The sequence below is a fragment of the Rhodococcus sp. ACPA4 genome (genome assembly GCF_002300185.1).
Classification (GTDB): Bacteria; Actinomycetota; Actinomycetes; order Mycobacteriales; family Mycobacteriaceae; genus Rhodococcus_F; species Rhodococcus_F globerula.
In genome coordinates this window covers 2,608,866-2,635,715 of the sequence record NZ_NSDY01000001.1, presented here as the reverse complement: position 1 = coordinate 2,635,715, position 26,850 = coordinate 2,608,866, and the positions used below count along the sequence as shown (strand labels likewise).

Genomic DNA, 26,850 nt, shown 5'->3' with positions numbered 1-26,850 from the left:
CACCGATGTCCCATCGACTCATGACTCTGCTTCGCAGCCCGAAGCCCGGCGCGCTGATTGTGCGCTGGGTCTTCGGCCGTGACGCAGCAAAGGTCACCGACAAGCTGCGCAAACACGCGCCGGGAGGCGTCGACGCCATTCGGGATCAGTACTATCGCACCGATGATTCCGACGCCCGACTGGACGTGTATTTCCCGGCTGGTACGCAGACCGCGCTCCCCACCGTGGTGTGGACACACGGCGGTGCCTGGATTTCCGGCAACAAGTCCAACAACGCCACGTACTACGAGTTACTTGCCTCGCGCGGTTTCACCGTCGTGTCGCTGGACTACTCCATCGGACCGGAGCATCGGTATCCGACGGCGATCGGTCAGCTCAACGACGCGCACGCATATATCCTCGCGAACGCCGAGAGGTTGCACGTCGATCCGTCGAAGATATTTCTGGCCGGTGATTCGGCAGGTGCTCAGTTGTCGAGCCAATTGGCAACGATCATCACCAATCCGGAGTACGCGGACCTTGTCTGTGTGAAGCCGGCCTTGCATCCGGATCAACTGCGCGGAGTTGTGCTGAACTGCGGAATCTACGATGTTGCGAACATGGTAGGTGGCCCCGGCATCATCGGCTGGGGTGTCGATCGTTCGCTGTGGGCCTATACCGGTGATCGCCTTTTTGTCGATAGCACAGCGGCACAACAGATGTCGACGCTCCATCACGTCACGGCCGATTTCCCGCCCGCCTACATCAGTGGCGGCAATGCCGACCCGCTGACAGATCGTCAGTCGAAACCTTTGGCCGACAAGCTGACTGGATTCGGCGTCAAGGTGGACACGTTGTTCTTTCCGGAAGATCACGAGCCGCCGCTCGGACATGAGTACCAGTTCAACCTCGATGGTGCAGACGGTGTGGTGGCGTTCGAGCGCACCGTGGATTTCCTGTCGGCGCGGGTTGATTGATCGTATCCCCTTGTTCTGCTTGAGAATTTGACAATCCCGGCAATCTGGTCGTCGATAATTGACAGGCAATTCCCAGGAACCGCATCTCCGCTAGCCTTGTGCCCGATGCTGTTTCCGACACCCAGGAGTTGCCGTGCCCAAGTCGTCCACACGTCGATTGCCCAGGTGGGCGCTCGGCCTGTTGAGCGCGGTGTTCACGCTGATGATTATCGGCGGATCGGCGACGTACTTCAGCCCATGGCCGGGGACGTTGGCAATGCGGTGGATGGCGGAGGGAAGTGCAGATTCGGTTTCTGCGACGCTGTCGGAGTTGGCTCCGTCCGGCGTCGAGACGCGTACCGACGTGACCTACCGCAACGGCGATCCGGATGCCCTACTCGACGTCTATTTCCCGGATTCGGCGTCGGCAGCGCTGCCGACACTCATCTGGACTCATGGTGGTAGTTGGGTCTACGGCGACAAGGAAGATTACTCGGGCTACTACAAGAGTCTTGCCGGCCAAGGGTTCACGGTCATCTCCCTGGACTACTCTCTGGGCCCGGATGCGACGTACCCGACAGTGCTCCATCAACTGAACGACGCCTATCGGTACATCACCGACAATGCGGACCAGTTGCACGTGGATCCGAACGCACTCTTCCTCGGCGGCGATTCTGCGGGCGGCCAGATCTCGAGCCAGATTGCTGCAATGATCACCGACCCGGTCTACGCCGCCGAAGTCGGAGTCACGCCGAGCCTGTCGCCACAGCAGGTCCGGGGCGTCGTCCTGGACTGTGGCGTCTTCGATATGTACGAATTCCTCGATCCCGACGGCAGATTCGGGTGGACGGCAGACCGCGAATCCGTTTGGGCCTACACCGGGACCAAGGACTTCGAGAACTCACCGGCGGTCAGGCAGATGTCGACGATAAACATCGTCACATCGGCTTTCCCCCCGACCTTCATCACCGGCGGCAATGCTGACGAACTGACGGCCGGCCAGTCGAAACCGTTTGCGGACACACTTATTCGCCTGGGTGTCGACGTCGACGCGCTCTTCTACCCGGATGATTACGAACCGGCGCTCGAACACGAGTACCAGTTCGATCTGGATACTCTCGACGGGCAGATCGCATTCGATCGCACCGTTGCATTCCTGCGTGCGCATTCGCAGTAGCGTCGAGCCTCTATCGAATTACGTACGGCGAGATCGAGCTTCGATGCTCGCTGATGTCCAAGGCCTTGCCCAATGGAGGGAAAGCGCGCTGGGGGCAGTTCAAGCGTTCGCACACCCGGCAACCCGAACCGATCGGTGTGCCGGGATTGGACTCGTCCAAGTCCAAGCCGTCGCCGTAGACGAGACGGTGGGCATGGCGGATTTCGCAGCCCAATCCGATGGCAAAGATCTTCTGAGGCTGGCCGTACCTCGCGGCCCGGCGCTCGACTGTCCGCGCCACCCACAGGTACCGTCTGCCGTCAGGCATCTGGGCGATCTGCGGCATGATCTTGCCCGGGTAGGAGAAGGTTTCGTACACATTCCACAGGGGGCAGGTGCCGCCGCTGGTGGAGAAGTGAAAGCCGGTGGCGGACTGACGCTTCGACATGTTTCCGGCGCGGTCGACGCGGACGAACATGAACGGGACACCGCGTAGTTTCGGTCTCTGCAACGTCGAAAGTCGGTGGCAGATCGTTTCGTAGCTGGCAGAGTAGAACGCTGACATACGTTCGATGTCGTACCGGAAATCTTCGGCCACATCGTGAAACTGTCCGTACGGGAGGACGGTAGCCGCGGCGAAGTAGTTGGCCAGCCCGAGGCGAGCCAGCGACACCGATTCCTCGCTGGTGAAGTTCCCTTCGGCGACGAGGGAGTCGAGCAGGTCGTTGTGTTCGAGGTAAGCCAGCTCGGTGGCGAACTTGAATACCTGCTGACCACCGGAGAGGTGCGACGAGATCTCGAGGACCCGGTTCACGGGGTCGTACCGATGCAGAATGTTCTCGCCGAGGTCGATTCGGCGAACGATCTGCACGTCGTGAATCGTTTCCAGACGGCGGGCGATTTCGCCCGCGATGTCGCCACGGTGGAAACGCAGGCGTGACGTCAGTTCTTCCGCGGCAGTATCAAGATCGTGGATGTAGTTCTGCCGTTGGTAGAAGTAGTCGCGGACTTCCTCGTGGGGCATCGTGATGGAACCACTGCCGCTGCCGTCCGAAAAGCGATCCTCGGTGGCCGCGGCCAGCTGCGCCGTGGTGTTGCGGAAGCGGCGGTGCATGTTGACCATCGCCTTCGCCAACCCCGGATGGCTCGACACCATCTCGGCGATCTCGTGCGCGTCGGCGTCGATACCCATTTCCTGATCGAGAGCCACCTCGCGCATTTCGGCGATCAGACGCGTGTCGTCCTGCGACGAGAAGAAGGTGGTGTCGACACCGAACACCTCGCTGATCCGCAGCAGGACCGGCACCGTCAGCGGGCGGACGTCGTGCTCGATCTGGTTGAGGTAACTTGCCGATATTTCGAGCGTCTTTGCCAACGACGCCTGGCTCAGCCCACGCTCGGTACGCAGTTGGCGGAGCCGGACACCGACGAAGGTTTTCGACATTCAGCCAGGATACGAGGGGTGTAGGAAGTTCGCAAACTAGTGTTTGCAGACTTAACCTAGGCTTTGTCCTCCGAACGCGGAGCACCCATGCCGGGATCGATCTGGAACGGACCGTTCGCAGACGGGGCAAGTGGGAAGTCGAAGATCGCGGTCGGGAGATACACCGTCGAGCAGGAGTTCGGAATATCGACGACGCCGGAGAGCCGGCCTTCGATCGGCGCGGCGCCGAGTAGCAGATATGCCTGCTCCGGTGCGTAGCCGAACTTCGTGAGGTATTCGATCGCGTGCAGGCAGGCGCGCTGGTAAGACAGATGGGAGTCGAGATACTTCTGCTCACCGTCCAGCGTCACGGATGTGCCCGAGAATGCCAGCCACTCGGAGTACTGCGGATCTGTGTTGCCCGGCATGAAGATCGCATTCTCGGATACCCCGTAGGTGTCCATGCCGCCTTTGATGATGTCGACGCGCAGATCGATGAAGCCGCCCATCTCGATGGCGCCGCAGAAGGTGATCTCACCGTCGCCTTGGGAGAAGTGCAGGTCGCCGACGGACAGGTTCGCTCCGTCGACAAATACGGGGTAGAAGATTCGGCTGCCCTTGGTCAGGTTCTTGATGTCCTGGTTGCCGCCGTTCTCGCGCGGGGGAGCTGTGCGGGCAGCCTCGCCGGCAACACGCGTGTAGTCGTCGCCGGTGAGGGTGCCGAGTACGGCGTCACGGGGCTCGGGTGGAAGTGCCAGCGGAGGAACACGATTGGGATCGGTAGCGATCAATGCACCTTCGCGGGCATTCCACTTGGCGAGCAAGGCCGCTGACGGCGCAGTGCCCATGAGTCCCGGGTGCACGATACCGGTGAACGACACGTGTGGGATATGGCGTGACGTAGCAGTCTGCCCTGAGAAATCCCATACCGCTTTGTATGCGTCGGGGAACTGCTCGGTGAGGAATCCGCCGCCGTTGTTACGCGGGAAGATGCCGGTGTACCCCCAGCCCTGGCCGGCCAACGGTCCCGAATCTTCTTGGGGGATAGGGCCGATGTCGAGAATGTCGACGATCAGGAGGTCGCCGGGCTTTGCCCCTTCGACGGCAAACGGGCCGGAAAGCGTGTGCACGGTGGTGAGGGGCGCATTGAGGATGTCGTCCGCGGAGTCGTCGTTGTGAATGGCGCCGTCGAACCACTCGCGGCAGTGAACCCGGAACGCATCGCCCGGCTTCACCGTGACTGCGGCCGGAATATCAGGGTGCCAGCGGTTATGGCCGACGATGGCCTGCTCGGTGAACTTCTTGGTGGAATCGAGGGGGAACAGCAACTCCGGCATGTGAACTCCTCATCATCGAAGGTGATACTCAGGGGCGAGGTAGCTTGCGGTGCAACGGATTAGACGTAGTCGGGGTGACAGTGCGGCGAGTGCCCGGTAGTGAGCCGTTGACTACTGCCGGCTCGTGTGCGGATCGCGCAGTGGCGTCGAGTAGTCCCATCGCGGCAGAGGATGCGTGACTCAATCTCGGTGTGGACATCACGCGTCGGGAATCGGCGGAGCATTGTGGGCACACAATCGACGCGGGAACCTCGGCCATCGCAAACGACCGTTCGAGCGGTCCGCAGCCGGTGCAGCGAAACTCGTACAGGGGCATGGCCGTCACGCTAGTGGAGGTTGGCGTCGGCGGCAGCGGAACGACGAGCCCAGGCGCACACAAGTGTGCGAAATCAGGCCGAAGCGCACGTTTCGAGGCAACTTGTGTGCAATAAATCCCGCCTGCGCACGGTGAATCTGCGAATTCCACCCCGACGGGCGTGATTGCGGTCACTTCGAGTCACAAAATGTTGCTGGGAGTGATGCTGGAGTTGCCCGCCGGCGGCGCGCTTGCGTCGTCGCAAAGGGTTGCGTGCATTTCGTTCACAGCCTGCAGTTTCTTGCTACCGGCCAGTAGGAAACCTGCCCGATTGGCGAGGTTTGAACCCCTCTCGATCTTCACAGTCTTAGCAAAGTGTGTTGAAAAGCTAGCGAAGATTGGCATTAGCAACAGGTAGACGGCACTTTTTCGATGTGTCATTCTCGATGAGTACACAAAAAGGGCCTGGCAAGGATGTGAAGCAGTACGCACGTACCGCTCACAACGGGCCAGACCAGTAGATCTAAGAGATGGAGTCTTGATGTCGACCACCGGCACCCCGAAGACCGCAGCAGAGCTTCAGCAGGATTGGGACACCAACCCTCGCTGGAAGGGCGTAACTCGTAACTACACGGCCGATCAGGTCGTCAAGCTCCAGGGCACCGTCGTCGAGGAGCAGACCCTCGCTCGCCGCGGATCCGAGATCCTCTGGGATCTCGTGAACAACGAGGACTACATCAACTCCCTCGGTGCACTTACCGGCAACATGGCTGTGCAGCAGGTTCGCGCCGGCCTCAAGGCCATCTACCTCTCCGGCTGGCAGGTTGCCGGCGACGCTAACCTCTCGGGCCACACGTACCCGGACCAGAGCCTCTACCCGGCCAACTCGGTTCCGACCGTCGTTCGTCGCATCAACAACGCACTGCTGCGCGCCGACGAGATCGCCAAGACCGAGGGTGACACCTCCGTCAGCAACTGGCTCGCTCCGATCGTTGCCGACGCCGAAGCCGGCTTCGGTGGCGCTCTCAACGCATACGAGCTGCAGAAGGCCATGATCGGTGCCGGCGCAGCAGGCGTTCACTGGGAGGATCAGCTCGCTTCGGAGAAGAAGTGCGGCCACCTCGGCGGCAAGGTTCTCATCCCCACGCAGCAGCACATCCGCACCCTGACCTCGGCTCGTCTGGCTTCCGATGTCGCGGACGTTCCGTCCGTCATCATCGCCCGCACCGACGCTGAGGCCGCAACCCTCATCACCTCCGACGTGGACGAGCGCGACCGCCCGTTCCTCGACGGAACCCGTACGGCTGAAGGCTTCTACGGCGTCAAGAACGGCATCGAGCCCTGCATCGCTCGCGCCAAGGCTTACGCACCGTACGCAGACCTCATCTGGATGGAGACCGGCGTGCCGGACCTCGAGGTTGCAAAGAAGTTCGCCGAGTCCGTTCGCAGCGAATTCCCGGACCAGCTCCTGGCCTACAACTGCTCCCCGTCCTTCAACTGGAAGGCACACCTGGACGACGCGACCATCGCGAAGTTCCAGAAGGAGCTCGGCGCGATGGGCTTCAAGTTCCAGTTCATCACGCTCGCAGGCTTCCACTCGCTCAACTACGGCATGTTCGACCTGGCCTACGGCTACGCCCGTGAAGGTATGACGGCATTCGTCGACCTGCAGGAGCGCGAGTTCAAGGCTGCCGAAGAGCGTGGCTTCACCGCCATCAAGCACCAGCGTGAGGTTGGCGCCGGCTACTTCGACACCATCGCCACCACGGTTGACCCCAACACCTCGACGGCAGCTCTCAAGGGCTCCACCGAAGAGGGACAGTTCCACTAAGAACTGACATCGGGTGGGGGAGAGGCTCGGCTTCGGGTCTCTCCCCTGCTTGTATCACCGCACTACTTCTCTTTCGTCTTCAAAGCAGTTCCGATTGCGCCGGCCATCAGCGTCGACGCGGTTCGAAGTGCTTCCACAGCTACACCTCCACCAGACAAACTCCACGAGACAAACAAGGAGCTGACGTGACCAGCGAAAAAATTCAGCGCGTCGGCGTTATCGGCGCCGGAATCATGGGTGCCGGAATCGCCGAGGTGTGCGCCCGCGCACATGTCGATGTTCTGGTCTTCGAGCAGACTCGCGAGCTTGCAGCAGCCGGGCGTTCACGCATCCTGCGTTCGCTCGACCGCGGCGTGAGCAGCGGAAAGATCACAGAACGTGAGCGTGAGCAGGCCGCATGGCGTCTGCGTTTCACCTCCGATCTGGGAGATTTCGCGGACCGCCAGCTCGTTGTGGAGGCCGTCGTCGAAGACGAGAAGATCAAGAGCGAAATCTTTGCCGAGCTCGACGCGGTCGTGACGGATCCGGATGCGGTTCTCGCGTCCAACACGTCGTCGATCCCGATCATGAAGCTGGGTATCTCGACCAAGCGTCCCGAGCGAGTCATCGGTATGCACTTCTTCAACCCGGTGCCGGTTCTGCCGCTCGTCGAACTGGTGACGACGCTCAAGACCAGCTCCACGGTGTCGCAGCGCGCCGAGGCTTTTGCCAGTGACGTCCTTGGCAAGCAGGTTGTCCGCAGTGCCGACCGCTCCGGCTTTGTCGTCAACGCACTCCTGGTGCCGTACCTGCTCTCGGCCATCCGCATGGTCGAGTCGGGCTTCGCCACCAAGGAAGACATCGACAAGGCAACGGTTCTCGGCCTCGCGCACCCCATGGGTCCGCTGGCTCTGACGGACCTGGTCGGACTCGACACCGTCAAGTCCATCGCCGACTCCATGTACGAAGAGTTCAAGGAGCCGCTGTACTCCGCCCCGCCGCTGCTCCTCCGTATGGTCGAGGCCGGTCTGACGGGTAAGAAGTCCGGCGCAGGGTTCTACGAGTACACCGACAACGGTCGTTCCGCCAAGCAGGCAAGCTAAGGCCAATGGCCCTGTGCGCCTTTCTGGTAGTTCCGGCTACCACAAAGGCGCACAGGGCGCTTGCGCCCCTCGGTTAGAAAGGTCGACCGCATGTCCAGCAGCACTGCAGCATTCGGCTCCAGCGTCCTGGGGTACCCGCGCATCGGGCCGCGGCGGGAGCTCAAGCGTGCCCTCGAGTCCTACTGGCACGGCAATTCCGACAAGGACGCACTTCTCGCGGTTGCCAAGGAACTTCAGGAATCGACCTGGAGCGAATTGGCTGCAACGGGATTGAGTCAGGTTCCCGGCAATACCTTCTCGTTCTACGATCACGTTCTCGACAACGCCTTGCTGTTCGGCGCCGTGCCCGAGCGGTTCAAGCCGCTCGAAAGCGCTTTGGACCCACTCGATTTCTACTTCACGATGGCGCGTGGGCGTCCCGACTTCCCGCCCCTGGAGTTGGTCCGGTTCTTCGGCACCAACTACTACTACCGTCAGCCCGAGATCGACGCCGCCACCGAGTTCTCACTCCACTCGGAGGCGTTGCTCGACGAATTCGAGCGCGCCAAGGAACGAGGCATCGAACTGCGTCCCGTGATCATGGGACCGGTGTCGTTGCTTCTGCTCTCCAAGGTGGGGCCGGCAACCGAAGCGGTCGACGCCGATTTCACGCCGCTCGATCGACTCGACGATCTACTTCCCGTGTACGAGAAGCTGTTCGAGCAGTTGGCCAAGGCCGGTGCAACATGCGTTCAGCTGGACGAGCCTTCGGTGACGGAGGATCGCTCGGCAGAAGAGCTCGATGCGCTCAAGCGGGCGTACGAGAAGCTGTCCACCGCGCCGCTGCGTCCGCGTCTGCTGGTCACAGGACCGTACGGCAAGTTCGGCGAGGCTCTGAACATCCTGGCTGCCACCAAGATCGAGGCATTCGGACTGGACCTCGTGCACGGCCGGATCACGGCCGAAGAACTGGCTGCGGTTCCCCATATCAAGCGCAAGCGGATCTACGCCGGTGTGGTCGACGGCCGAAACGTCTGGCGAGTCGATCGTTTCAACACCTTGACTTACCTCAACGAGCTCAAGGACGTTGTCCCGGATCTTGTTGTCTCCACGTCGTCTTCGCTGCTGCACGTGCCGTACGACGTGCTCTCCGAGTACGACATCCCAGGAGACGTCGCGGATCGTCTGGCCTTTGCCAAGCAGAAGGTCGGCGAGGTCGTGACACTTGCGAAGGCCCTCACCGAAGGTCCGTCGGACAAGTGGCGCAAGCGTCCGACAAAGGTGCACTTCAAGCTCAAGCACGCCGTGCGAGCTCGGGTCAACGCAGTCAAGCCCGAAGATCGTATCCGCGCTCCGTACGAAGAGCGTCGTAAGGCTCAGCAGGAACGGTTGAACCTGCCCTTGGTGCCGGCTCAGACATTGGGCTCGTTCCCGCAGACCAACGAAATCCGCCAGGCACGTTACGAACTCGGCGAGGGTCGGTTGGAGTGGGACGACTACTACAAGCGCATCCAGGAAGAGATCGAACGCACCATCCGGCTGCAAGAGGATATCGGACTCGACGTCCTCGTGCACGGTGAGCACGAGCGCAACGACATGGTCCAGTACTTCGCCGAACTGCTCGAAGGCTATGCCTTCACGCACAACGGTTGGGTGCAGGCATACGGATCTCGTTGCACGCGTCCACCGATTCTCTACGGAGACATCGCGCGTCCGAAGCCGATGACGGTCGAATGGATTGCGTACGCGCAGTCGCTGACCGACAAGCCGGTCAAGGGCATGCTCACCGGACCGGTCACCATGATCGCCCGTTCTTTCGTCCGTCAGGACCAGCCGCTCTACGAAACGGCAGAGCAACTGGCCCTTGTCATTCGGGACGAAATTGCAGATCTCGAAGCGGCCGGCATCGCCATCATCCAGGTGGACGAGCCTGCAATTCGTGAACTGCTGCCGCTACGTGAGGACGGCCGGGAGGCCTACCTGGAGTGGGCCGTCGACGCGTTCCGTCTGGCAACAGGTGGAGCGAAGCCGGAAACACAGATTCACACGCATCTGACGTACTCCGCTCGGTCGTCGGTGGTCGACGCCATCGAACGGTTGGACGCCGATGTGACGGCTATCGTCGCGACCCGCTCCATCACGTGGGTGCTCGACGCACTGAAGGAAGGCGCGCTCACACACGGCGTCGGACCCGGTGTGTACGAGTCCCGTTCGGCGAGGATCCCGGATATCGACGAACTCGACGAATTGCTCACGGAGGCAAGCGAATCGATTTCTCTCGATCGTTTGTGGGCAAACCCGGACGGTGGGCTCAAGACCCGCCATCCGTGGCAGCTCGAGCCGTCACTGCGCAACTTGGTTGCGGCGGCGAGACGACTGCGTCGCCGGGCCGAGAACGCTCAGGATACCGACAACTAGACAAATCGGTACAAGAAGGGACCTGCAATTTGCAGGTCCCTTCTTGCGCGAGTAGGCATGTACCCATGGTTACTGCTGCTGCTTACGCCGCTATGTCCGCTGACGGTCCTCTGGAGAAGACCACCATCGAACGACGCGAGCTCGGTCCACTGGACATTCTCATCGACATCAAGTTTGCCGGAATCTGCCACTCCGACATCCACTCCGCCCGAAATGAGTGGGGCGGAACAAAATACCCGGTTGTCCCGGGCCACGAAATCGCGGGTGTAGTTGCCGCGATCGGCTCCGAGGTGACGACGCACAAGGTCGGCGACCGCGTGGGTGTCGGTTGTTTTGTCGAATCCTGCGGGGAATGTGACATGTGCGTCGCCGGTGAGGAGCAGTACTGCCGCACCGGAGTGACCGGCACTTACAACGCCAAGGGTCGCGACGGCGAGCGCACCCAAGGTGGGTATGCGACGTCCATCGTCGTCAACGAACACTTTGTTCTTTCGATCCCCGACGGCATCGAACTCGATGTCGCGGCGCCACTTCTGTGTGCAGGTATCACGTTGTACTCGCCGCTACGGCACTGGAAAACCGGACCGGGCACGAAGGTTGCGATCATCGGCTTCGGTGGACTCGGCCATGTCGGTGTGAAGATCGCCAAAGCGATGGGGGCCGAGGTCACCGTCCTGAGTCAATCACTGAGCAAGCAGGACGACGGTCTGCGTTTCGGTGCGGATCACTACTACGCCACCAAGGACCCCGGAACGTTCAAGGCATTGCGTGGACAGTTCGATCTGATTCTCAACACCGTTTCGGTCAACCTCGACATCGACGCGTACATGTCGTTGCTCGCACTCAATGGAACCTTGGTCGAATTGGGATTGCCGGAGAAGCCGATCGAGGTGCGCGCGTTCTCGCTTGCCGCGAACCGTCGTAGCCTGGCCGGCAGCATGGTCGGCGGCATTCCGCAGACGCAGGAGATGCTGAACTTCTGCGCCGAACACGGAATCGGAGCCGAGATCGAACTCATTCCGGCAAGTGAGATCAACGTCGCTTACGATCGCGTGGTCGCAAGCGACGTCCGTTACAGATTTGTCATCGACACGGCCACAATCTGATCGCGGTCGCTACTGCGGGTTAGTCGAGTTGCTCGCGAAGGCTACTGAGAGTCTTCGCGAGCAACCGCGACACATGCATCTGCGATACCCCGACCTTCTCGGCGATCTGCGTCTGCGTGAGATTGCCGAAGAACCGCAGCATCAACACGGTCCTTTCCCGGTCAGGTAGCTTCTCGAGCAGTGGCCGCAGAGCTTCGTGATTTTCGACATTTTCGAGAGCTGCGTCGTAATCGCCGAGAGTTTCCACCAGGGGTAGATCGTCGGTGTGGTTGGACGCAGCGCCGTCGACCGACACTGTTTGATAAGCGTTTCCGGCGATGAGCGCTTGGGCTACTTCTTCGCGCTCGACACCCAGCGTCGCCGCAAGTTCGTCGACGGTCGGAGCGTGCCCCAACTGCTGTGACAGCTCGCTGATCGCCTGGCCGAGTTGGAAGTGCAATTCCTTCATGCGGCGAGGAACGCGGACCGCCCAGCCGGTGTCCCGGAAGTGTCGACGGACTTCTCCCATGACAGTGGGGACGGCAAACGATACGAAGTCCGATCCACGACTGACATCGAACCGGTCGACCGCGTTGACCAGACCCAGCCGTGCGACCTGAACAAGGTCGTCATGTGCCTCGCCGCGGCCGTCGAAGCGCCGGGCAATGTGCTCGGCCAGCGGCAGGCAGCGCGTGATGAGCGCGGCCCGCACTCGCTCGTACTCAACTCCGTGACGATCGAGGGTGTCCAACTTCTCGAAAACGGCTATGACGTCTCGATACTCGTCTGTCGACCGACGACGCGGCCGCGGTGGGCCATGCTCGGGCGATGCCCCGCGAGCGGACGATGTCACTGGCGCCTGCCGTCGGCTTTGGTGAACTTCATAGTCGTGATGTACCCGGCGCCATTCGGATCTTCTTCTTGATCAAGGGAAATCGAGTCGGTGAGGGCGGTGAGGACGTGCCACCCGAAGGATCGCTGGTCGGCACCGTCGGACTCAGCTGTCGTGGTCGCGACCGAAATATGTAATTGGGACGCCGCGTAGACAAATCGGCACACCAGTACAGAATCGGGGAGAGCTCGGACGATGAGATGCGTACAGATCTCATCCATGGCCAGCCTGATGTCGGCGATGGCGTCGAGGTCGAAGCTCTCCTGAATCGCGACGGTCGCAGCGAGCGCCCGCAATATCGACAGTTGGTCAAGGGTTGCCCGGATTCTCAACTCGACGACGGGTTGAGTGCGATCCTGATCGGGTTCGATTGCGCTGAGATGTGGCATGAGTTCTCCGGATCGTCGTACCAGGTGCCGGCCCCGGACGCTGGTGCGGTGAACCATACCGACCGATACGATCACAGACACCCCTATACAGAAAATATCTACGCCGGTGCGCAGACGCTTAATGGGGATTACCTCCAAAGGGTGCAGTTCAAACCACAACTTTGCGCAACCTCGACCACCAGCTCGTGACGTGCGACCGAACCGAACGCTCACACCGCGCTTGTGACCTCCGTCATCTCGGGGTACTGTTCCTAACCGAGGTTGAGCACACAGCCGATGAGGGATTATCCATTATTTATGGGGCCCGATATCGCGTGCGCCCCTGGTGGATGTCCCCCGTTTCTTTGCACAGTGTATGCCGTTGCGGGATGGGAGAACCATGACTGTTGTTCCAAAATCATCTGTTCCAGGATCGCCTCTTTCCGGGCCGTCCGTCTCTGGATCGTCTGTCCCTGGGAAGGCGAACGTAGGTTCGAAACCGGGCTTTTCGTACGCAGGTCGAGGTTCGCTCGACTACGGTCCGCCGCCATCGGCGACGTCGACCGCCTCGTTTCGCGCGAACAAGGTCAGTGCCTCTACGGTCGTGATTTCGGTTCGCGGTGAAATCGACTTGTTGAGCGTCAACGCATTCCGTGATTATCTGTCCAGCCAGGTTGTGCCGGGTCGGACCCTGGTTGTCGACATGTCGGATCTCGAATTCATGGGTATGTGCGGGTTGTCGTCGTTGTCGATCCTTGCCACGCTCACCCGGGATGCCGGCGGTGCTCTTGCCTTGATCTGTGGTCGACCGGTTCAGCGTCTCCTCAGAGCCGCCGGCCAGGAATCCATGTTCGACTGCTACACCTCGTTGGAGCACGCAGTCGGCCTCGGTGAAACCAAACGTTTCCTTGCCTGAAAGCGCTGAGTCATACGGCGTTAAGGAGTATCGGAGATACAGCGTCAAGGCGAATCGAACTTAAGGAGAATCGGGTCGCTCACCGAGCTACTTCGCTTCGGTGAGCGACTCTGTGTGCCCGCGTGCGGGGCGGCGCGGTGACGCAGCGACCATAGGTCCGCACAACTTCGCCGGCCACGTGTTCCCACGAATACGATTCGCACATCCTGGCTCTGCCCGCGCGTGAGAACAAGGCTCCTTCCTCAGCGTTGTCGAGCAGGTGCCGAACCACCCTCGCGGTCTGCTTCGGATTGTCGACCGGAACGCGGTGTCCGGTCAGTCCGTCCACCACGGTGTCGCGCAGCCCGCCGACCGGTGTTGCGACAACGGGAACACCGCAAGCCATAGCCTCGAGCGCGACGATGCCAAACGGTTCGTAGCGGGCCGTGCAGAGCAGTGCGTCCGCCGACCGCATCAACTTCGGCAGCGACTGGTGGGGAACGCGGCCGAGAAGTTTCACTCGATCCGCGACGCCCAGTCGTTCGGCGAGCTTCTGCAACTGCGTGGCGATCTCGTCGGTGGGCAGACCTGACGACGGTGGACCGCCGGCCACCACCAACTCGGTGTCGGGCAGCGACGCCAGAGCCGCTATCGCGATGTCGAATCCCTTCTGCTCTACCAACCTTCCGACGCACAACAATCGGTGCGGCGCGTTTCGTTTTGCCCGCGGCCCCTCCGGAGTGAAGTGGTCGATGTCGACGCCGGACGGAACCATGGTTGTCCGCGAGCGAGGCGAGCCGAGCCGGACGAGATCGAACACCTCGTCCGAGCTCGTCGCGATTACATGCGTCGCACCCTTCGCAACCAACTGCTCCAGATGGGAACGCTCCGAGGGGTTTTCGTCGGACAAGCCGAGATGGCGCCGTTCCGTGATACCGAGCGAATGGAATGTTTGCAAAACCGGGATGCCGAGAATCCTCGTTGCCAGTTCCGTGGCTATACCCGACATCCAAAAATGCGCGTGCACTACGTCGGGCCGGTCCAGAGTCCACAAATTCCGTAGTTCACTACCGAATTCGCCGAGATACTGCAGTAGTTCCTTGTCGCTCAGCGCATGCAGCGGACCGGCTTCGGCATACACGACGGTATAACCACCGCGTGCGCGAACACGGTCGGGACCGTGCGCACTCTGCCGCCGCGTGTACACCGTAACGTCATGGCCCGCGCGAACGAGCGCCGAGGACAACTCGTCGACGTGCAGATGCTGGCGTCCGGCAACGGAATTGCCCACCTGAGCCAGTGGGTCCGCATTGACCGACACCATGGAGATATTAAGCATTCGTCCGGGTGCGATGGCGGGCGAATAAGTCATCTGGGCGCCTCTCGGTTGACTGTTTCGTCTTCGGATACCCCCAGTGCATGATCTGAACCGGGTTTCGCTGCGCCCCGGGATGGGCACATTTCAAACACGCACGGTGAGGAGTGGATCGATGACCGAACAGGTACTAGTCGACGCGAGTGTGGGGCTCGGATTCCAGCGGTACATCCAGTCGGTGGCCGAGGGCGTCGGCGCAGGAATCGAGCAATGGTGCTGCCGGGGTGAGCATCCGATGGAGGCGTACATCGCCCTCGATCGAGAGGTGCCACGTTTCCCCGGCCGGGAAGTTGCATTGCTGTGGGAGGAAACATGTGGTTGGGCGTTGGCAGTGGAAACCCGATCGGGTGAGGATCTGATCGTTCTCGGATACTTCGGGGACGACGCAGTGCCCACTGCGGACGTGGTCGCGGCATTCGGCGCGAGCGTCGGCACTCCTGACGCCCGGATGCGTCGACGCGCGTCGTGGACCAACGATCGTCCGTTGGCAGATTCCGATCGGACTGCGCGCCTGCTCCGTCAATACGGTCACGACGCGAACTGATCGAATCCGCTAACTCACCACTACGTTCAGATCAACTAGTTCACTACGTTCAGTGCCGGATCCAGGACCGGCGCTGACGCCGCCTCTGTGTCCAGATCATCCATCAGCCGGAACACGATGTGCCCGCCGATTGCGCCGCCGACACCGATGGCGCTCAGCCCGACCAGTGAAAGCAGCCGCGCGAGTAGCGGAGGCGGGGAATCGTTGCTGCGCAAGAAGTACGACACCAGGAAAGCGTCGATGCCTACCGCATTGCTCGCTGCGTGGACGAGCCCGACCCGGCGCGCGATCGTGTCGCGTTCAGACCAATCGAGCCAGCCCGTGATGAGGGCGGGCGGTGTTGTGACCAGTCCGAGAAGGATCAGGTTGCGCACTGTTTTCGGGTCCCGCACAACATAATCGAACACAACGGATGCAGTCCACGCTCCGATGGGAACGGCCACCAGTGCGGGATGTAGCGGGTGCTCGACTGGTGATCCACGAAGGATCGACGCAACTTTGCGCGTAGCCGGTGAGCGTGAGGTTGCGTCGAGGATTCTGCGTTGAAGCCCTGTGGACGGACCGTCCAGTTGGTCGGCGGATTCGATTCTGCGGAAAAGGTTTCCGATATTCATGTAATTCGGCTACCCCAGGTGTCGCCGGGGAAACCCGCTTGTCGGGCTGTGTGCTCAGGCGTACGGTCGAATCGAAAGAGATCCGATCCGAGGAGCCAACATGAAGCTCAATCTCTTTGCGGCCTGGGCGTCGTACTTCCTGGTTCTAGTCACTGTGGTCTGTCTGGGCGGATTCCTCTTCGCAGCCGGATCAGGCAACGCCGGCTGGGCGCTGGTTTCGGGGTTGGCGGCAGCGGTGTCCATAGGCCTCATGATCGCGCTGTACAGCGGAACCGTTCGGCACGATCACAAGGTGCATCGGGAAACGCCCCACTTGTTCTGACTCTCCATCAGGCTGTTCTGAATATCATCAGGACTCGGCGAGTCGAGCCTTCTCGATCTCGACGTCGAAATCGGCTGGCGGCCATGACAGGTCGAGGCTCTCGAATGCGTCGATCAACAGTTCGGTGACGGCGATGCGGCTGTACCACTTGCGATCACACGGCACGACGTACCACGGGGCGTGCTCGGTGGACGTGTTGTCGAGCATCGCCTGATAGGCCTCTTGATATGCGGGCCACAGTTTCCGTTCGGTCACGTCGCCCGGGTTGTACTTCCAGTACTTCTCCGGCCGGTCGAGTCGCTCCTGCAGACGTTTCTTCTGCTCGTCGAGCGATACGAACATCGCGACCTTGACGATGGTGGTGCCGGCGTCGACCAGTTCCTTCTCGAACTGATTGATCTCGTCGTAACGTGCTCCCCAGACATCCGGCGGCACCAGATCGTGAACTCGCACCACAAGAACGTCCTCGTAGTGGGAGCGGTCGAACACCCCGAGATAACCGCCGCGGGGAAGTTGCTTCTTGATCCGCCACAGGTAGTGGTGCTGCTTTTCCTCGTCTGTCGGAACACCGAAGGACGCGTGGTCGACACCCTGTGGATCGACGTGCCCCACGACGTGGCGGACCATTCCGCCCTTGCCCGAGGTGTCCATTCCCTGCAGGACGAGGAGGACTGACCGCGAGTCACCCGAGCGACCGTTGGCATACAACAGTTCCTGCAAGCCAGACAGCACGGCGCCGCGTTCTTCGAGGAGACGCTCGCCGTCAGCTTTCTTCCCGGTGAATCCCGGAGTGCTGTTGCGGTCGAGACCTTCGAGATCGAAGCCAGACTGCGATCGAAGAATCGTCACGGCCGGTGTTTCCCACAGCGAGTCGTCTGTCATACCCGGAGACTGTGCCACAGCCGAGGTGGCCTCCGTGGGAACTTCAGGCTCAGTCGTTTTCGGGAGCGATCAGCGGATGAGGCATGGATTTGAACTTGGCCGGCGAACCCTTGACGGCGGCGATACCGGTGATGCCGCCCCACGTCATCATCGTCAAGTAGTCGATCAAGGATTCAGCGGACATCGACTTGTTGGAGATCCACCAGTGCGTCGCCAACTGAATACCGCCGACGATGCCGTACGCCCACGGCAGAGATCCGCCGGAATCCATTTCCATCTCGCGCAGACGATTGCCCAGCACCGTGGACAGGAGTTCGGCGATCATTCGCTCCGACTCGGCGACGACGTCACGACTTGCGCCGGCTCCGTTTGCCATGACATAGAGGTAGATCGCCGGGTCCGACGCAACAGTCTCGACATACGCGGTGATCGTTGCGTGTGTCAGTTCGAAATCGTCGAGTTCGTCGCTGATGGCCTGATAGATGCGCGGCGCGAGAATTGTCTCGACGTACCGCATCATCGTGGCCGTCGTCAGGTCACTCTTGTCAGTGAAGTAGCGGTAGAGGACAGTCTTGGACACGCCGATTTCGGACGCGATCTCATCCATACCGATTTCACGGCCACGCGCCCGGATCGCTGCGATGGTGCCGTCGACAAGCTCTTCACGTCTGGCGATCTTGTGTTCGCGCCAGCGTCGTTTGCGTCCGTCGGACTTCTCGGGCTTCGTGTCAGCGACAACTGGGCCGTCTACCTGCTCGTTGTCCTGCACAGCGTTCTTAGCCACGGGGTATCTCATATCTGTGGTGCGATCCACGTCCGAGCGGTCTCATTCCGTTTCAGCTTAGTGTCCGGGGAATTACGGTGGGCACGCACCTGCGGCTTCGACGCACCAGCGACAAGCTTTCGGCACAATGGCAAGGGTGCAGCAATTGAGCCCTAACGCTTTCGACTCGACTTTCGGCGACGACGCCAAGCGTCGGGACCTCCGCAAGATGAAGTTCTTCGCGACCGGTCTCCTCGGTTTCGCGACGGTCGTCTATCTGTTCTGTCGATGGCAGGAATCACGCGGCGCGGGCGAGTGGGTCGGGTACGTGAGGGCTGCGTCCGAGGCAGGAATGGTCGGCGCGCTGGCGGACTGGTTTGCCGTCACGGCGCTGTTCCGTCACCCGATGGGCATACCGATTCCGCACACAGCGATCATCAAACGCAAGAAAGACCAGCTCGGGGCCAGTTTGAGTTCGTTTGTCGGTCAGAACTTCCTGGCCCCGGACGTTGTGTCCGCGAAGGTGCAGCAGGCACAGATCCCGCTGCGGCTCGGGACGTGGATGGCCGAGCGAGACAACGCTGCGCGTGTTGCCGCGGAGACGTCGACGATCCTGCGGGGACTGGTAGAAGTGCTGCGCGACGAGGACATCGCGCAGGTCATCGACCACACGATCGTCAAGCGGTTGGCAGAACCGATGTGGGGCCCGCCGATCGGCCGGGTACTCGGTGAGCTTCTGAAGGAGAACAAGCAACTGCCGATCATCGAACTGCTGGCCGAACGCGCTCATCAGTGGGCGCTCGGCAGTCAGGAAACCATCGACCGGGTGATCGTCCGGGACTCTCCCGCGTGGTCGCCGAAATTTGTCGACGCGATGCTCGGCGAGAAGATCTACAAGGAACTGGTCGAGTTCACGTGGAAGGTGCGGGCAAATCCCGAGCACGAGGTTCGGCTGGCGGCCAATCGCTTCCTGATCGATTTTGCGGACGATCTGCAGAACGATCCGGAGACTATCAAAAAAGCCGAGGGCATCAAGGCCGAGATCATGGGGCGAGAGGAAGTCACCGGACTCGCGTCGGCGACGTGGAAGGTCGCGAAGCGGCTGATCATGGAATCGGTCGACGATCCCAACAGCACCCTGCGGACCAAGGTTGCCGAGAACGTCGTCGGATTGGGCATCCGCCTGCGCGACGACGAGTCGATGCGAGGGAAGGTCGACGGGTGGCTGGCCGCCGGTACGACGTACATCGCGGAGAACTACACCGACGAGATCACCGGTGTCATCAGCGACACCGTCGAGCGCTGGGACGCCGAAGAAGCAAGTCGCAAGATCGAGCTTCAGGTCGGTCGTGATCTTCAGTTCATCCGCATCAACGGCACGGTGGTCGGCGCGATAGCCGGTCTGTTCATCTACACGGTGTCGACGCTGATCTTCGGCTAGTAATCGGCCCTCGAATGTGACGTGCACCCCAGTGCTAGCAGTAGTGCTTGCAATAGTTAGCACCCTCTCCTACTCTGGGAAATGTCCACAGGAAAGGGAAGACGCAATGTCTGCGAAGTCGACGAACTCCGATGAAGGAGAACGTGAATCATCCGGTGCCGCAGCCGGAGCCAGCGACTTGGCAGCGCGCGTCGTCAGCTCTGCGGCACACGACATCGGGGGATTCATTCGTGCGCAGCGCGAAGCCGCACAAGTCTCGATGCGCCAACTTGCACAGCTCGCCGGTGTAAGCAATCCGTACCTCAGTCAGATCGAACGAGGACTACGGAAACCGTCAGCCGACGTGCTCGCGCAAATAGCAAAAGGGCTCCGAGTGTCTTCGGAAGTCCTCTACGTCCAGGCCGGATATCTCGAACAACGGCCACATAGTCCGATCCGTGACGCCGTGCTCGCAGATACCTCCATCAGCGAGCGACAGAAACAAGTGCTGCTCGAGATCTACGACTCGTTCTGTCGGGAGAACGATTCGACGCGGCCCGCTGCAGTAGCCCAGAGCGCAGCCCCCACCACAATTCCGGACTCAGACCTCCCAGAAGGAGAACAACATGACCGATAAGACCGCCATCGACAACGTCAAGACCTCGATCTACGCCGCAGTCGGCGCCGGCGACCTCGTCGTCCAGGCCGTTGCCGACGTTGTTGCCCAGGTTCGTGAGCGCGCCGAGACCAGCCAGGACGAGGTCACCGGCCGCGTCGACGGTGCACGCGAAAAGTTCGCCGCAGTGCAGGGCGACGTCGTGGAAAGCGTTGAGGCTCTTCGTGAGCGTCTCGCCGGCCTGCCGTCCGAGCTGCCCGAGGAGCTTGCCGAGCTGCGCGAGAAGTTTGCACCCGAGGAGCTCCGCAAGGTCGCCGAGGCATACCTCAAGGTTGCAGGCGATCTGTACAACTCGCTGGCAGAACGCGGCGAAGATGCAGTTGAGCGCATCCGCAAGCAGCCGGCCGTCGAAGAGGGCATCGCCGCTGCGGAGTCCGCTCTCGGTGACGCCGTCGAGCTGACCGAAGACGCACTCGGAACCGTTGCCCGTCAGACGCGCGCCGTGGGCGAGCAGGCTGCCAAGCTGGCCGGCCGCGCTGCCGGACGCATCTCCGACACCGCCGAAGAGGTTGGCGAGAAGATCTCCGACGCCGGCGAGAAGATCGCCGATGTGGGCGACGAAGCTGCGCTCAAGGTCCTCGACCTCGGCGACCAGGCAGACGAGGCTTCCAAGGAAGCTGCAGCTCGCGTGACCGCTGCCGCATCCGATGTCCAGGAGCGCGCAACGGCCGCTGCCAAGAAGACTGAACCCACCAAGGCTGCACCGGCCAAGGCTGCGCCGGCGAAGGCTGCTCCCGCGAAGGCTGCTGCCGCACCGGTGAAGGCCGCTCCGGCCAAGACCGCTGCACCGACGAAGGCTGCACCGACCAAGAAGGCTTGATCGGCTGGCTCGACAAAGTGAGAAGGCTCCTGCGCTCTCGGGTGCAGGAGCCTTCTGTTCGTGATGTCGGACTACGGAAACTAGGATGTAAGACGTGGTAGCTGTGGATGGCATTATCGGCCTGATTTTTCTCGCACTGAAGTTGCTTGCCTTGGCAGGTGCTGTCTTCGCGATCGTGCATGCCGTGCGGCAGCGCCCTGACGCGTTCACCGCAGTCAACAAGCTGACCAAGCCGATCTGGCTTGGCATCCTTGTCGTCGCGGCTTTGGTGTTGTTGGTGACGTCTCCGGTGGGAATGCTGGGCATCATCGCGGTAGTCGCAATCTGCGTCTATCTCGTTGACGTGCGGCCTCGCGTGGACGACATCCAGCGCGGTCCGCGCTGGTAGCGCGTTTTTCGCAGTTCGTCCCCACCGGGGTGGCACTATGCGGTGCTATTGTGGGTTAACGGCAGTCACACATAGATTGCCGGTCCTCGTGGGGAGTGAACTGCGATGTCTGTCGAGCATGGCCGATCGACGAACGATCGGCGCCCATCCCGACTGACGCGTGCCGGTGACCGCCAGGAAACAGCGTCCAAGCTCCTTGCCTCGGCTGCCCGCACGTCCTACGACCCGTTGATCGAAATCGACTGGGAAGCTCCCGTCCCCGGCGACCTGTACGGGATGAGCCCCGAGTGGTGCAGCCTCTACGGCACGCCGATGTGGGACGAGATGACGCAGCAACAACGCATCACGCTCACCATCCACGAGGCTGCCAGCATCGCCGGCACCGGCATCTGGTTCGAAATGATCCTCATGCAGATGCTCGTCCGCGACATCTACTTCCACGATCCTTCCACGGCGCACGTGCAATTTGCGCTCACCGAAATCGCCGACGAATGCCGGCACTCCACGATGTTTGCGCGCTCCGCAGCCAAATTCGGCGTCCCGTCCTACCGCCCGAAGACCTGGATCCGCACCGCCGCGCGCCCGTTCAAGGCCACGGCCACCGGATCCCTGGCCTACGGCGGAACACTCTTCGCCGAAGAAATCCTCGACATGATGCAACGCGAATTCATGCGAGACACCCGAGTGCAACCGCTCACCCGAACCGTCAGCAGAATCCACGTGGTCGAAGAAGCCCGCCACATCAGATTCGCCCGCGAGGAAACCGTCCGACGAGCAGCCAACATCACCCGGTTCCAGCAAGCCCGCGTCCGGTTCGTCCTTGCCGTCACGGCTTACTTCGTGGTCACCAGCCTCGTGAACAAGAACGTTTACGCAGCCGCCGGACTCGACGCCGAAGCGGCAATCCACGCCGCCAAAAACAATGTCCACTACCACGACATGGTGCGTCGAGGATGCGCGAATACCGTCGAATTTCTTACCGAGGTCGGCCTGATCGGCGGCCCGTCAACGATGTTGCTGCGCCGAGCGCACATCATCTGACACCCATCATCCGTATCGATTTTCTTTCGAATTCAGTCAGGGGTACATGCATGTCCAGCAGTTCGCGAACCACCACACTCCGGGTATTGGCCGGAGTTGCCGGAGCCGGAGCGTTTGCGGCAGCCGTCGCCGCTATCCGTCGTCGTAGCTCCACCAGAGGGCTCACTCTCGTTGCCGACGTCGAACCGAACGCACTCTTGAAGACCCCGACGTTCAAAGCGGACATCAGCGAACTGACCACCGAAGACGGCGCGATCATCAACATCCGGGCATACGGCCCCGTCGACGGTGATCCCATTGTTCTCAGTCACGGCTGGACCTGCTCAACCGAATTCTGGTACCCACAGGTCAACGCGCTGGCCGGCGAGTACCGGGTCATCACGTACGACCAGCGCGGACACGGACGCAGTACTGTCGGCACTCTTCCGCTTGGGCCCGACGTACTCGCCGACGACCTCTCGGCAGTGCTCGGAGCGACCGTCCGTGAAGACAAGAAAGCCGTCATCGTCGGACACAGCATGGGCGGCATGAGCATCATCGCGTGGGCCGGAAAGCACCCCGGCGACGTCAAGAAGTACGCGTCGGCGGTAATGCTGGCCAGCACGGCAAGTGACCGTCTGATTGCCGAAACCACCGTGATTCCGCTGCCGGAACGCTTCCCGCGGGTGCCGGTTCCGGTCGGCCGCGCCATCCTCAGCTCGCCCGTGCCATTCGTGTCCTCGGGCGCGATGACCAAGGCGATCCAGTACGTCTCGATGTCGCCTAACGCCACCAAAGCCGAAGTTCAGTTCTGCGAGAACATCGTTCGAGAGTGCAAGCCGCGCATCCGCGGCGGTTGGGGAGCGGCCCTGAGCACTCTCGACATTCACGAGGGACTCGACAATCTCGAAGTGCCGACCACCGTTCTCGTCGGATCACTCGACCGACTCACGCCACCCGTCCACGCACGCAAACTTGCGCAGGTGCTCGACGAAGCCGGCAACCTCGAACGGCTGATCGTGATTCCCGGTGTCGGTCACATGTCGTCCATCGAGAGCATCGACGAATTCGACCGCGAGATCGTGCGGTTGCGCAATCTCTAGCTGAACGCCCTGCTAGCTGAACACCACAGTCTTGCGGCCGTGTACCAACACCCGATCTTCGAGGTGCCACCGCAAACCGCGGGAAAGAACAAGCTTTTCGATATCGCGACCCTGGCGGACCATGTCGGCAACATCGTCGGCATGGTCGACGCGGATCACGTCCTGCTCGATGATCGGGCCGGCATCAAGTTCCGCGGTGACGTAGTGGCACGTCGCACCGATCAGCTTCACACCCCGAGCAAAAGCCTGGTGGTACGGACGGGCCCCGATGAACGACGGCAAGAAGCTGTGATGGATGTTGATCGCGCGGCCCGCCCAGTGCTCGCACAGTGACTGCGGCAGAACTTGCATGAACCGAGCCAGGACAACCGCGTCCGGGTCATGGGCGTCGACCAGGGCGCGCACCTTCTCGAAGGACGGTCCGCGTTCGGCCGGGTCCTTGGGGAAGGGAACGTGGTGGAAGTCGATCCCGTGACGCTCGGTCACGCTGCGCAAATCCTCGTGGTTTCCGATGACGGCGCTGATTTCGGCTGGGAGTTCGCCGCCGGCCGCGCGTCCGAGGAGGTCGTGAAGGCAGTGACCTTCCTTGCTCACCAGCAGGACGATTTTCTTGGGAGCCCCCGAATCGTGCAGCGTCCACTCGGTTTCGGGTCCGATCTCGGCGGCAACGGCCTTGAAACGCTCACGCAGTTCCTCGATGCTGATACTCACCGACGATGCCCGCACTGCCTGACGAGTGAAGAACCAACCGGTGTCCGCGTCAGCGTGATACGCCGCTTCGACGATCCAGCCACCGACATCGGTGAGGAAAGACGAAATGCGCGCGACGATGCCCGTCGTGTCCGGGCAGCCGAGGGAGAGTACGTAGCGTCGATCATCAGTCGAGGGTGCAGCGGTCATACCGCCTAGTCTCTCAGGTGTCGCAGTGCCGCTCGACGCATGGTCGTATGCCAAGCTTTCTTTCATGGCCCACGCTGCGCTCACTCGTTCACAGGTTGCCGCAATGGTCGACCACACCCTGCTCAAACCCGAAGCCACGGCCGCCGACGTCACGGCGTTGATCGACGAGGCCCGGGAATTGGGCGTTCTCGCTGTGTGCGTCTCACCGTCGATGCTGCCGATCCGGGCCGACGGTCTGATCACCGCCGCGGTGGTCGGCTTTCCGTCCGGCAAGCATCACTCCTTGGTGAAGGGTGCCGAGGCTCGTCTTGCCGTTGATCAAGGTGCCCGCGAGATCGACATGGTCATCGATGTCGGGGCAGCACTCGCCGGTGACTACAACGCTGTGCTTGCCGATGTACTCACCGTCCGTGAAGCCATGGGCGAGCACGCGGTGCTGAAGGTGATCCTCGAGACTGCGGCACTGCCCGACGAAGCGATAGTCGAATGCTGCCGCGCGGCAGTACATGCGGGCGCGAACTTCGTGAAAACTTCCACAGGTTTCCATCCCGCCGGCGGGGCAAGCGTCGAGGCTGTTGCGTTGATGGCCAAAACCGTCGGGCCGTCGGTGGGAGTCAAAGCCAGCGGTGGAATCCGCACGACGCAGGCAGCACTCGACATGATCGCTGCCGGTGCCACCCGCCTCGGGCTTTCGGGAACCCGTGCTGTGCTCGACGGTCTGGGGGAGTAGCACTGGATTACCCGATTCGGAAGTGATTCAGACCTGATTCAAAACGGTGGCGGGTCGTTGCCGTAGTCGACGGTTTTGTGGGGCACGCGCTTTCGGGGTGTGGAGATCGGGAAGGTTTGCCGCCGTTTGCGTTCCGCATTCTTCGCCGCCCGGTTTTGAATCTTGACGCGGCGATGTTTGCGTTCGCTTCGGATGCGGCCAGCTTTGTTCTCCAGTCGAGTTCGTCGCGGTTTGCCGCCTTCCGGTGGCGGCGGTTCCTGCATCCCGGCGAGTAGTCCGGCAGCCCTGGTGCGGTAGCAATGCCCGGTCTGCGAGGTCAAGGTGATACTGCGATCCGGATTCGGGGCGAGCAGCCACTTCCCGGAATGCTTGAGGCGGTGATGGTTGCGGCAGAACGCACTCAGATTCGACGCAACCGTCTTCCCGCCCTTCGCAGGGTCCGCGTGGTTGAACGGATCGTTATGGTCGAGGTCGCAATTCCAGGCCGGGACATCGCAGTGCGGCCACTGGCAACTGCCCGCGCTGACCCGCAGCCAGGTGTCGAGTGCCGCGCCAGGGCGGTACACAGATGCCGAGGCAGGCTCAGGTGTCGGTTCGGGATCTGCGGGTACGCGCACTTCTTTTATCGTGGCGTCTTTTGCGATGTCGCGGGCATGTTCGGCGCTGATCACCCCGAACCCGTCGAGATGCGCAGGTTCATCCGATCCTGCGTGCAGTGCGGAATCGTGTATCACCACATGCACGAGTGGCCGGCGAATGATGACAACACCGCTACGATCCTGCGGGCAATCACCGCGGTCGCAGTCACACACCAACACCGTCGAACCGCTCACCAGGGCGCCCAAGGCATCGGCTCGGCGCTGTTCGTACGTGCGGGAATCGTGGCGGCACACCGACATGGCCAATTCCCGCAACCTGCCGTCGAAGGCGCGGGCTTGTTCGGCCGGGATACTGCCCAGGATGCGAGCCATGCCGTCTTCGGCGGCGCTGACTCCGACAAACCTGTCGGCGAGGGCGCGGCGGCGTCGTTCCCGCATACCTTCCGGATCGACGCGGGCGACGATCCGGTCGATCGCCGCCGTCAACCGCCGACCCGTCAACCCCATCCCACCGTCCACCGGTGGAGCCAACACCTGCTCGAGCAACAAGCGTTCTACTTCGTCGATCAGCTCGTCACCGACATTTGCGGTCGCGGACTCGATCAGCCCGACCCGGTAGAAGTCGAGTTCACCGCGGGCCATCGCGGCCCGCGTGCGATGCAACCGCGTCTTCAACGCAAAACCCAAACCGATGAGCTTCCCGGCAGCAGCGCGCCCCATCGTCAGGACCGCGCCGACCTCGGATTCGGCGAGCTCGTGCGCCGACGACGTCCACGTACCGCCCTCGACATGCTCAGCGCTGCGGCGGGTGAAGAACTCCGCCACCACCGCCAGTTTCCGCTCGACCAACATCGCTTCACATGAATGCAATTCGGCCATCAAATCGACGAGGGCGCAATCGGTTTCGGTACCACTCAGCTGTGCTGAGATACCGAAACTTCCCACCCCCGGATCGAACATTCCCCAACCGTAATCGAAATCCTGTTCGAATAGAACGG

27 protein-coding genes are annotated in these 26,850 nt (G+C 61.6%); 16 read left to right on the top strand and 11 right to left on the bottom strand.

Annotation, left to right across the window (positions count from 1 at the left end; all coding sequences use genetic code 11):
* Window positions 1–20 precede the first annotated feature (20 nt).
* Complete coding sequence (locus CJ178_RS11980) at window positions 21–956, top strand: alpha/beta hydrolase (RefSeq protein WP_230590255.1); 936 nt, start codon at window positions 21–23, stop codon at window positions 954–956.
* Window positions 957–1,089: 133 nt separating this feature from the next.
* Window positions 1,090–2,112, top strand: coding sequence for an alpha/beta hydrolase (locus CJ178_RS11975; RefSeq protein WP_257013110.1), 1,023 nt, complete (start codon window positions 1,090–1,092; stop codon window positions 2,110–2,112).
* Between the two features lie 10 nt (window positions 2,113–2,122).
* Here the strand turns inward: CJ178_RS11975 and ramB are convergent, their stop codons facing one another.
* From ramB to CJ178_RS11960, 3 genes are read right to left on the bottom strand one after another with little or no spacing between them, the layout of a single operon-like run.
* On the bottom strand, window positions 2,123–3,535 hold the full coding sequence (ramB, locus tag CJ178_RS11970) for an acetate metabolism transcriptional regulator RamB (protein WP_033235543.1): 1,413 nt from the start codon (window positions 3,533–3,535) through the stop codon (window positions 2,123–2,125).
* 56 nt (window positions 3,536–3,591) lie between these two features.
* Window positions 3,592–4,851: a formamidase gene (fmdA, locus tag CJ178_RS11965; RefSeq protein ID WP_095886760.1), complete on the bottom strand. Its 1,260-nt coding sequence runs from the start codon at window positions 4,849–4,851 to the stop codon at window positions 3,592–3,594.
* A 28-nt stretch (window positions 4,852–4,879) separates the two neighbouring features.
* On the bottom strand, window positions 4,880–5,167 hold the full coding sequence (locus CJ178_RS11960) for an FmdB family zinc ribbon protein (RefSeq protein ID WP_095886759.1): 288 nt from the start codon (window positions 5,165–5,167) through the stop codon (window positions 4,880–4,882).
* A gap of 520 nt (window positions 5,168–5,687) precedes the next feature.
* Here CJ178_RS11960 and aceA point away from each other — a divergent pair.
* From aceA to CJ178_RS11935, 4 genes are all read left to right on the top strand, one after another.
* Entirely contained in the window at window positions 5,688–6,977 is a 1,290-nt protein-coding gene (gene aceA / locus CJ178_RS11950) for an isocitrate lyase (RefSeq protein ID WP_003941533.1), read from the top strand.
* A 185-nt stretch (window positions 6,978–7,162) separates the two neighbouring features.
* On the top strand, window positions 7,163–8,059 hold the full coding sequence (locus CJ178_RS11945; protein ID WP_033235540.1) for a 3-hydroxybutyryl-CoA dehydrogenase: 897 nt from the start codon (window positions 7,163–7,165) through the stop codon (window positions 8,057–8,059).
* A 90-nt stretch (window positions 8,060–8,149) separates the two neighbouring features.
* Window positions 8,150–10,456, top strand: a complete 2,307-nt coding sequence (gene metE / locus CJ178_RS11940; protein ID WP_095886757.1) for a 5-methyltetrahydropteroyltriglutamate--homocysteine S-methyltransferase — start codon at window positions 8,150–8,152, stop codon at window positions 10,454–10,456.
* Between the two features lie 65 nt (window positions 10,457–10,521).
* Window positions 10,522–11,562: an NAD(P)-dependent alcohol dehydrogenase gene (locus CJ178_RS11935; protein WP_095886756.1), complete on the top strand. Its 1,041-nt coding sequence runs from the start codon at window positions 10,522–10,524 to the stop codon at window positions 11,560–11,562.
* A gap of 19 nt (window positions 11,563–11,581) precedes the next feature.
* On the opposite strand, the gene CJ178_RS11930 is transcribed toward CJ178_RS11935, so the two are convergent.
* A complete protein-coding gene (locus CJ178_RS11930; protein WP_033235537.1) occupies window positions 11,582–12,394 on the bottom strand; it encodes a SigB/SigF/SigG family RNA polymerase sigma factor in 813 nt (270 codons plus the stop codon).
* Entirely contained in the window at window positions 12,391–12,822 is a 432-nt protein-coding gene (locus CJ178_RS11925; RefSeq protein ID WP_033235536.1) for an ATP-binding protein, read from the bottom strand. The genes CJ178_RS11930 and CJ178_RS11925 overlap by 4 nt, the downstream gene beginning before the upstream one ends.
* A 355-nt stretch (window positions 12,823–13,177) precedes the next feature.
* On the opposite strand from CJ178_RS11925, the gene CJ178_RS33705 reads away from it, so the two are divergent.
* The gene (locus CJ178_RS33705) at window positions 13,178–13,717 is read left to right on the top strand and encodes an STAS domain-containing protein (RefSeq protein ID WP_342393910.1); all 540 of its coding nucleotides are present in this window, start codon (window positions 13,178–13,180) and stop codon (window positions 13,715–13,717) included.
* A 79-nt stretch (window positions 13,718–13,796) separates the two neighbouring features.
* On the opposite strand, the gene CJ178_RS11915 is transcribed toward CJ178_RS33705, so the two are convergent.
* Window positions 13,797–15,068, bottom strand: a complete 1,272-nt coding sequence (locus CJ178_RS11915; protein ID WP_095886755.1) for a glycosyltransferase — start codon at window positions 15,066–15,068, stop codon at window positions 13,797–13,799.
* Between the two features lie 118 nt (window positions 15,069–15,186).
* Here CJ178_RS11915 and CJ178_RS11910 point away from each other — a divergent pair, with 118 nt between their 5' ends.
* Window positions 15,187–15,615, top strand: a complete 429-nt coding sequence (locus tag CJ178_RS11910; RefSeq protein ID WP_045063918.1) for a DUF6292 family protein — start codon at window positions 15,187–15,189, stop codon at window positions 15,613–15,615.
* Window positions 15,616–15,650: 35 nt separating this feature from the next.
* Here the strand turns inward: CJ178_RS11910 and CJ178_RS11905 are convergent, their stop codons facing one another.
* Window positions 15,651–16,229 (bottom strand): DUF2231 domain-containing protein, encoded by a 579-nt coding sequence (locus tag CJ178_RS11905; protein WP_045063917.1) that lies wholly within the window; start codon window positions 16,227–16,229, stop codon window positions 15,651–15,653.
* A 100-nt stretch (window positions 16,230–16,329) separates the two neighbouring features.
* Between CJ178_RS11905 and CJ178_RS11900 the strand changes: the two genes are divergently transcribed.
* A complete protein-coding gene (locus tag CJ178_RS11900; RefSeq protein ID WP_033235535.1) occupies window positions 16,330–16,551 on the top strand; it encodes a hypothetical protein in 222 nt (73 codons plus the stop codon).
* Between the two features lie 27 nt (window positions 16,552–16,578).
* On the opposite strand, the gene CJ178_RS11895 is transcribed toward CJ178_RS11900, so the two are convergent.
* Window positions 16,579–17,433, bottom strand: a complete 855-nt coding sequence (locus CJ178_RS11895) for a polyphosphate kinase 2 family protein (RefSeq protein ID WP_095886754.1) — start codon at window positions 17,431–17,433, stop codon at window positions 16,579–16,581.
* Between the two features lie 49 nt (window positions 17,434–17,482).
* Entirely contained in the window at window positions 17,483–18,217 is a 735-nt protein-coding gene (locus tag CJ178_RS11890; RefSeq protein ID WP_033235533.1) for a TetR/AcrR family transcriptional regulator, read from the bottom strand.
* Window positions 18,218–18,353: 136 nt separating this feature from the next.
* Here CJ178_RS11890 and CJ178_RS11885 point away from each other — a divergent pair, with 136 nt between their 5' ends.
* From CJ178_RS11885 to CJ178_RS11860, 6 genes are all read left to right on the top strand, one after another.
* A complete protein-coding gene (locus CJ178_RS11885) occupies window positions 18,354–19,637 on the top strand; it encodes a DUF445 domain-containing protein (protein WP_033235788.1) in 1,284 nt (427 codons plus the stop codon).
* Between the two features lie 106 nt (window positions 19,638–19,743).
* On the top strand, window positions 19,744–20,253 hold the full coding sequence (locus CJ178_RS11880; RefSeq protein WP_033235532.1) for a helix-turn-helix domain-containing protein: 510 nt from the start codon (window positions 19,744–19,746) through the stop codon (window positions 20,251–20,253).
* Window positions 20,243–21,112 carry a heparin-binding hemagglutinin gene (locus CJ178_RS11875; RefSeq protein ID WP_095886753.1) on the top strand — a complete coding sequence of 290 codons (870 nt, stop codon included), beginning with the start codon at window positions 20,243–20,245 and terminating at the stop codon, window positions 21,110–21,112. Before CJ178_RS11880 ends, CJ178_RS11875 begins: the two co-directional genes overlap by 11 nt.
* 94 nt (window positions 21,113–21,206) lie before the next feature.
* A complete protein-coding gene (locus tag CJ178_RS11870) occupies window positions 21,207–21,500 on the top strand; it encodes a DUF2516 family protein (RefSeq protein ID WP_033235530.1) in 294 nt (97 codons plus the stop codon).
* Window positions 21,501–21,605: 105 nt separating this feature from the next.
* Entirely contained in the window at window positions 21,606–22,541 is a 936-nt protein-coding gene (locus CJ178_RS11865; RefSeq protein WP_095886752.1) for an AurF N-oxygenase family protein, read from the top strand.
* Between the two features lie 50 nt (window positions 22,542–22,591).
* Window positions 22,592–23,623: an alpha/beta fold hydrolase gene (locus CJ178_RS11860; RefSeq protein WP_033235528.1), complete on the top strand. Its 1,032-nt coding sequence runs from the start codon at window positions 22,592–22,594 to the stop codon at window positions 23,621–23,623.
* Between the two features lie 12 nt (window positions 23,624–23,635).
* Here CJ178_RS11860 and purU read toward each other — a convergent pair whose 3' ends face one another.
* Window positions 23,636–24,523 (bottom strand): formyltetrahydrofolate deformylase, encoded by an 888-nt coding sequence (purU, locus tag CJ178_RS11855; protein ID WP_033235527.1) that lies wholly within the window; start codon window positions 24,521–24,523, stop codon window positions 23,636–23,638.
* A gap of 64 nt (window positions 24,524–24,587) precedes the next feature.
* Between purU and deoC the strand changes: the two genes are divergently transcribed.
* Window positions 24,588–25,253: a deoxyribose-phosphate aldolase gene (gene deoC, locus CJ178_RS11850; RefSeq protein WP_033235526.1), complete on the top strand. Its 666-nt coding sequence runs from the start codon at window positions 24,588–24,590 to the stop codon at window positions 25,251–25,253.
* A gap of 38 nt (window positions 25,254–25,291) precedes the next feature.
* On the opposite strand, the gene CJ178_RS11845 is transcribed toward deoC, so the two are convergent.
* The gene (locus CJ178_RS11845; protein WP_095886751.1) at window positions 25,292–26,812 is read right to left on the bottom strand and encodes an HNH endonuclease signature motif containing protein; all 1,521 of its coding nucleotides are present in this window, start codon (window positions 26,810–26,812) and stop codon (window positions 25,292–25,294) included.
* Window positions 26,813–26,850: the final 38 nt, after the last annotated feature.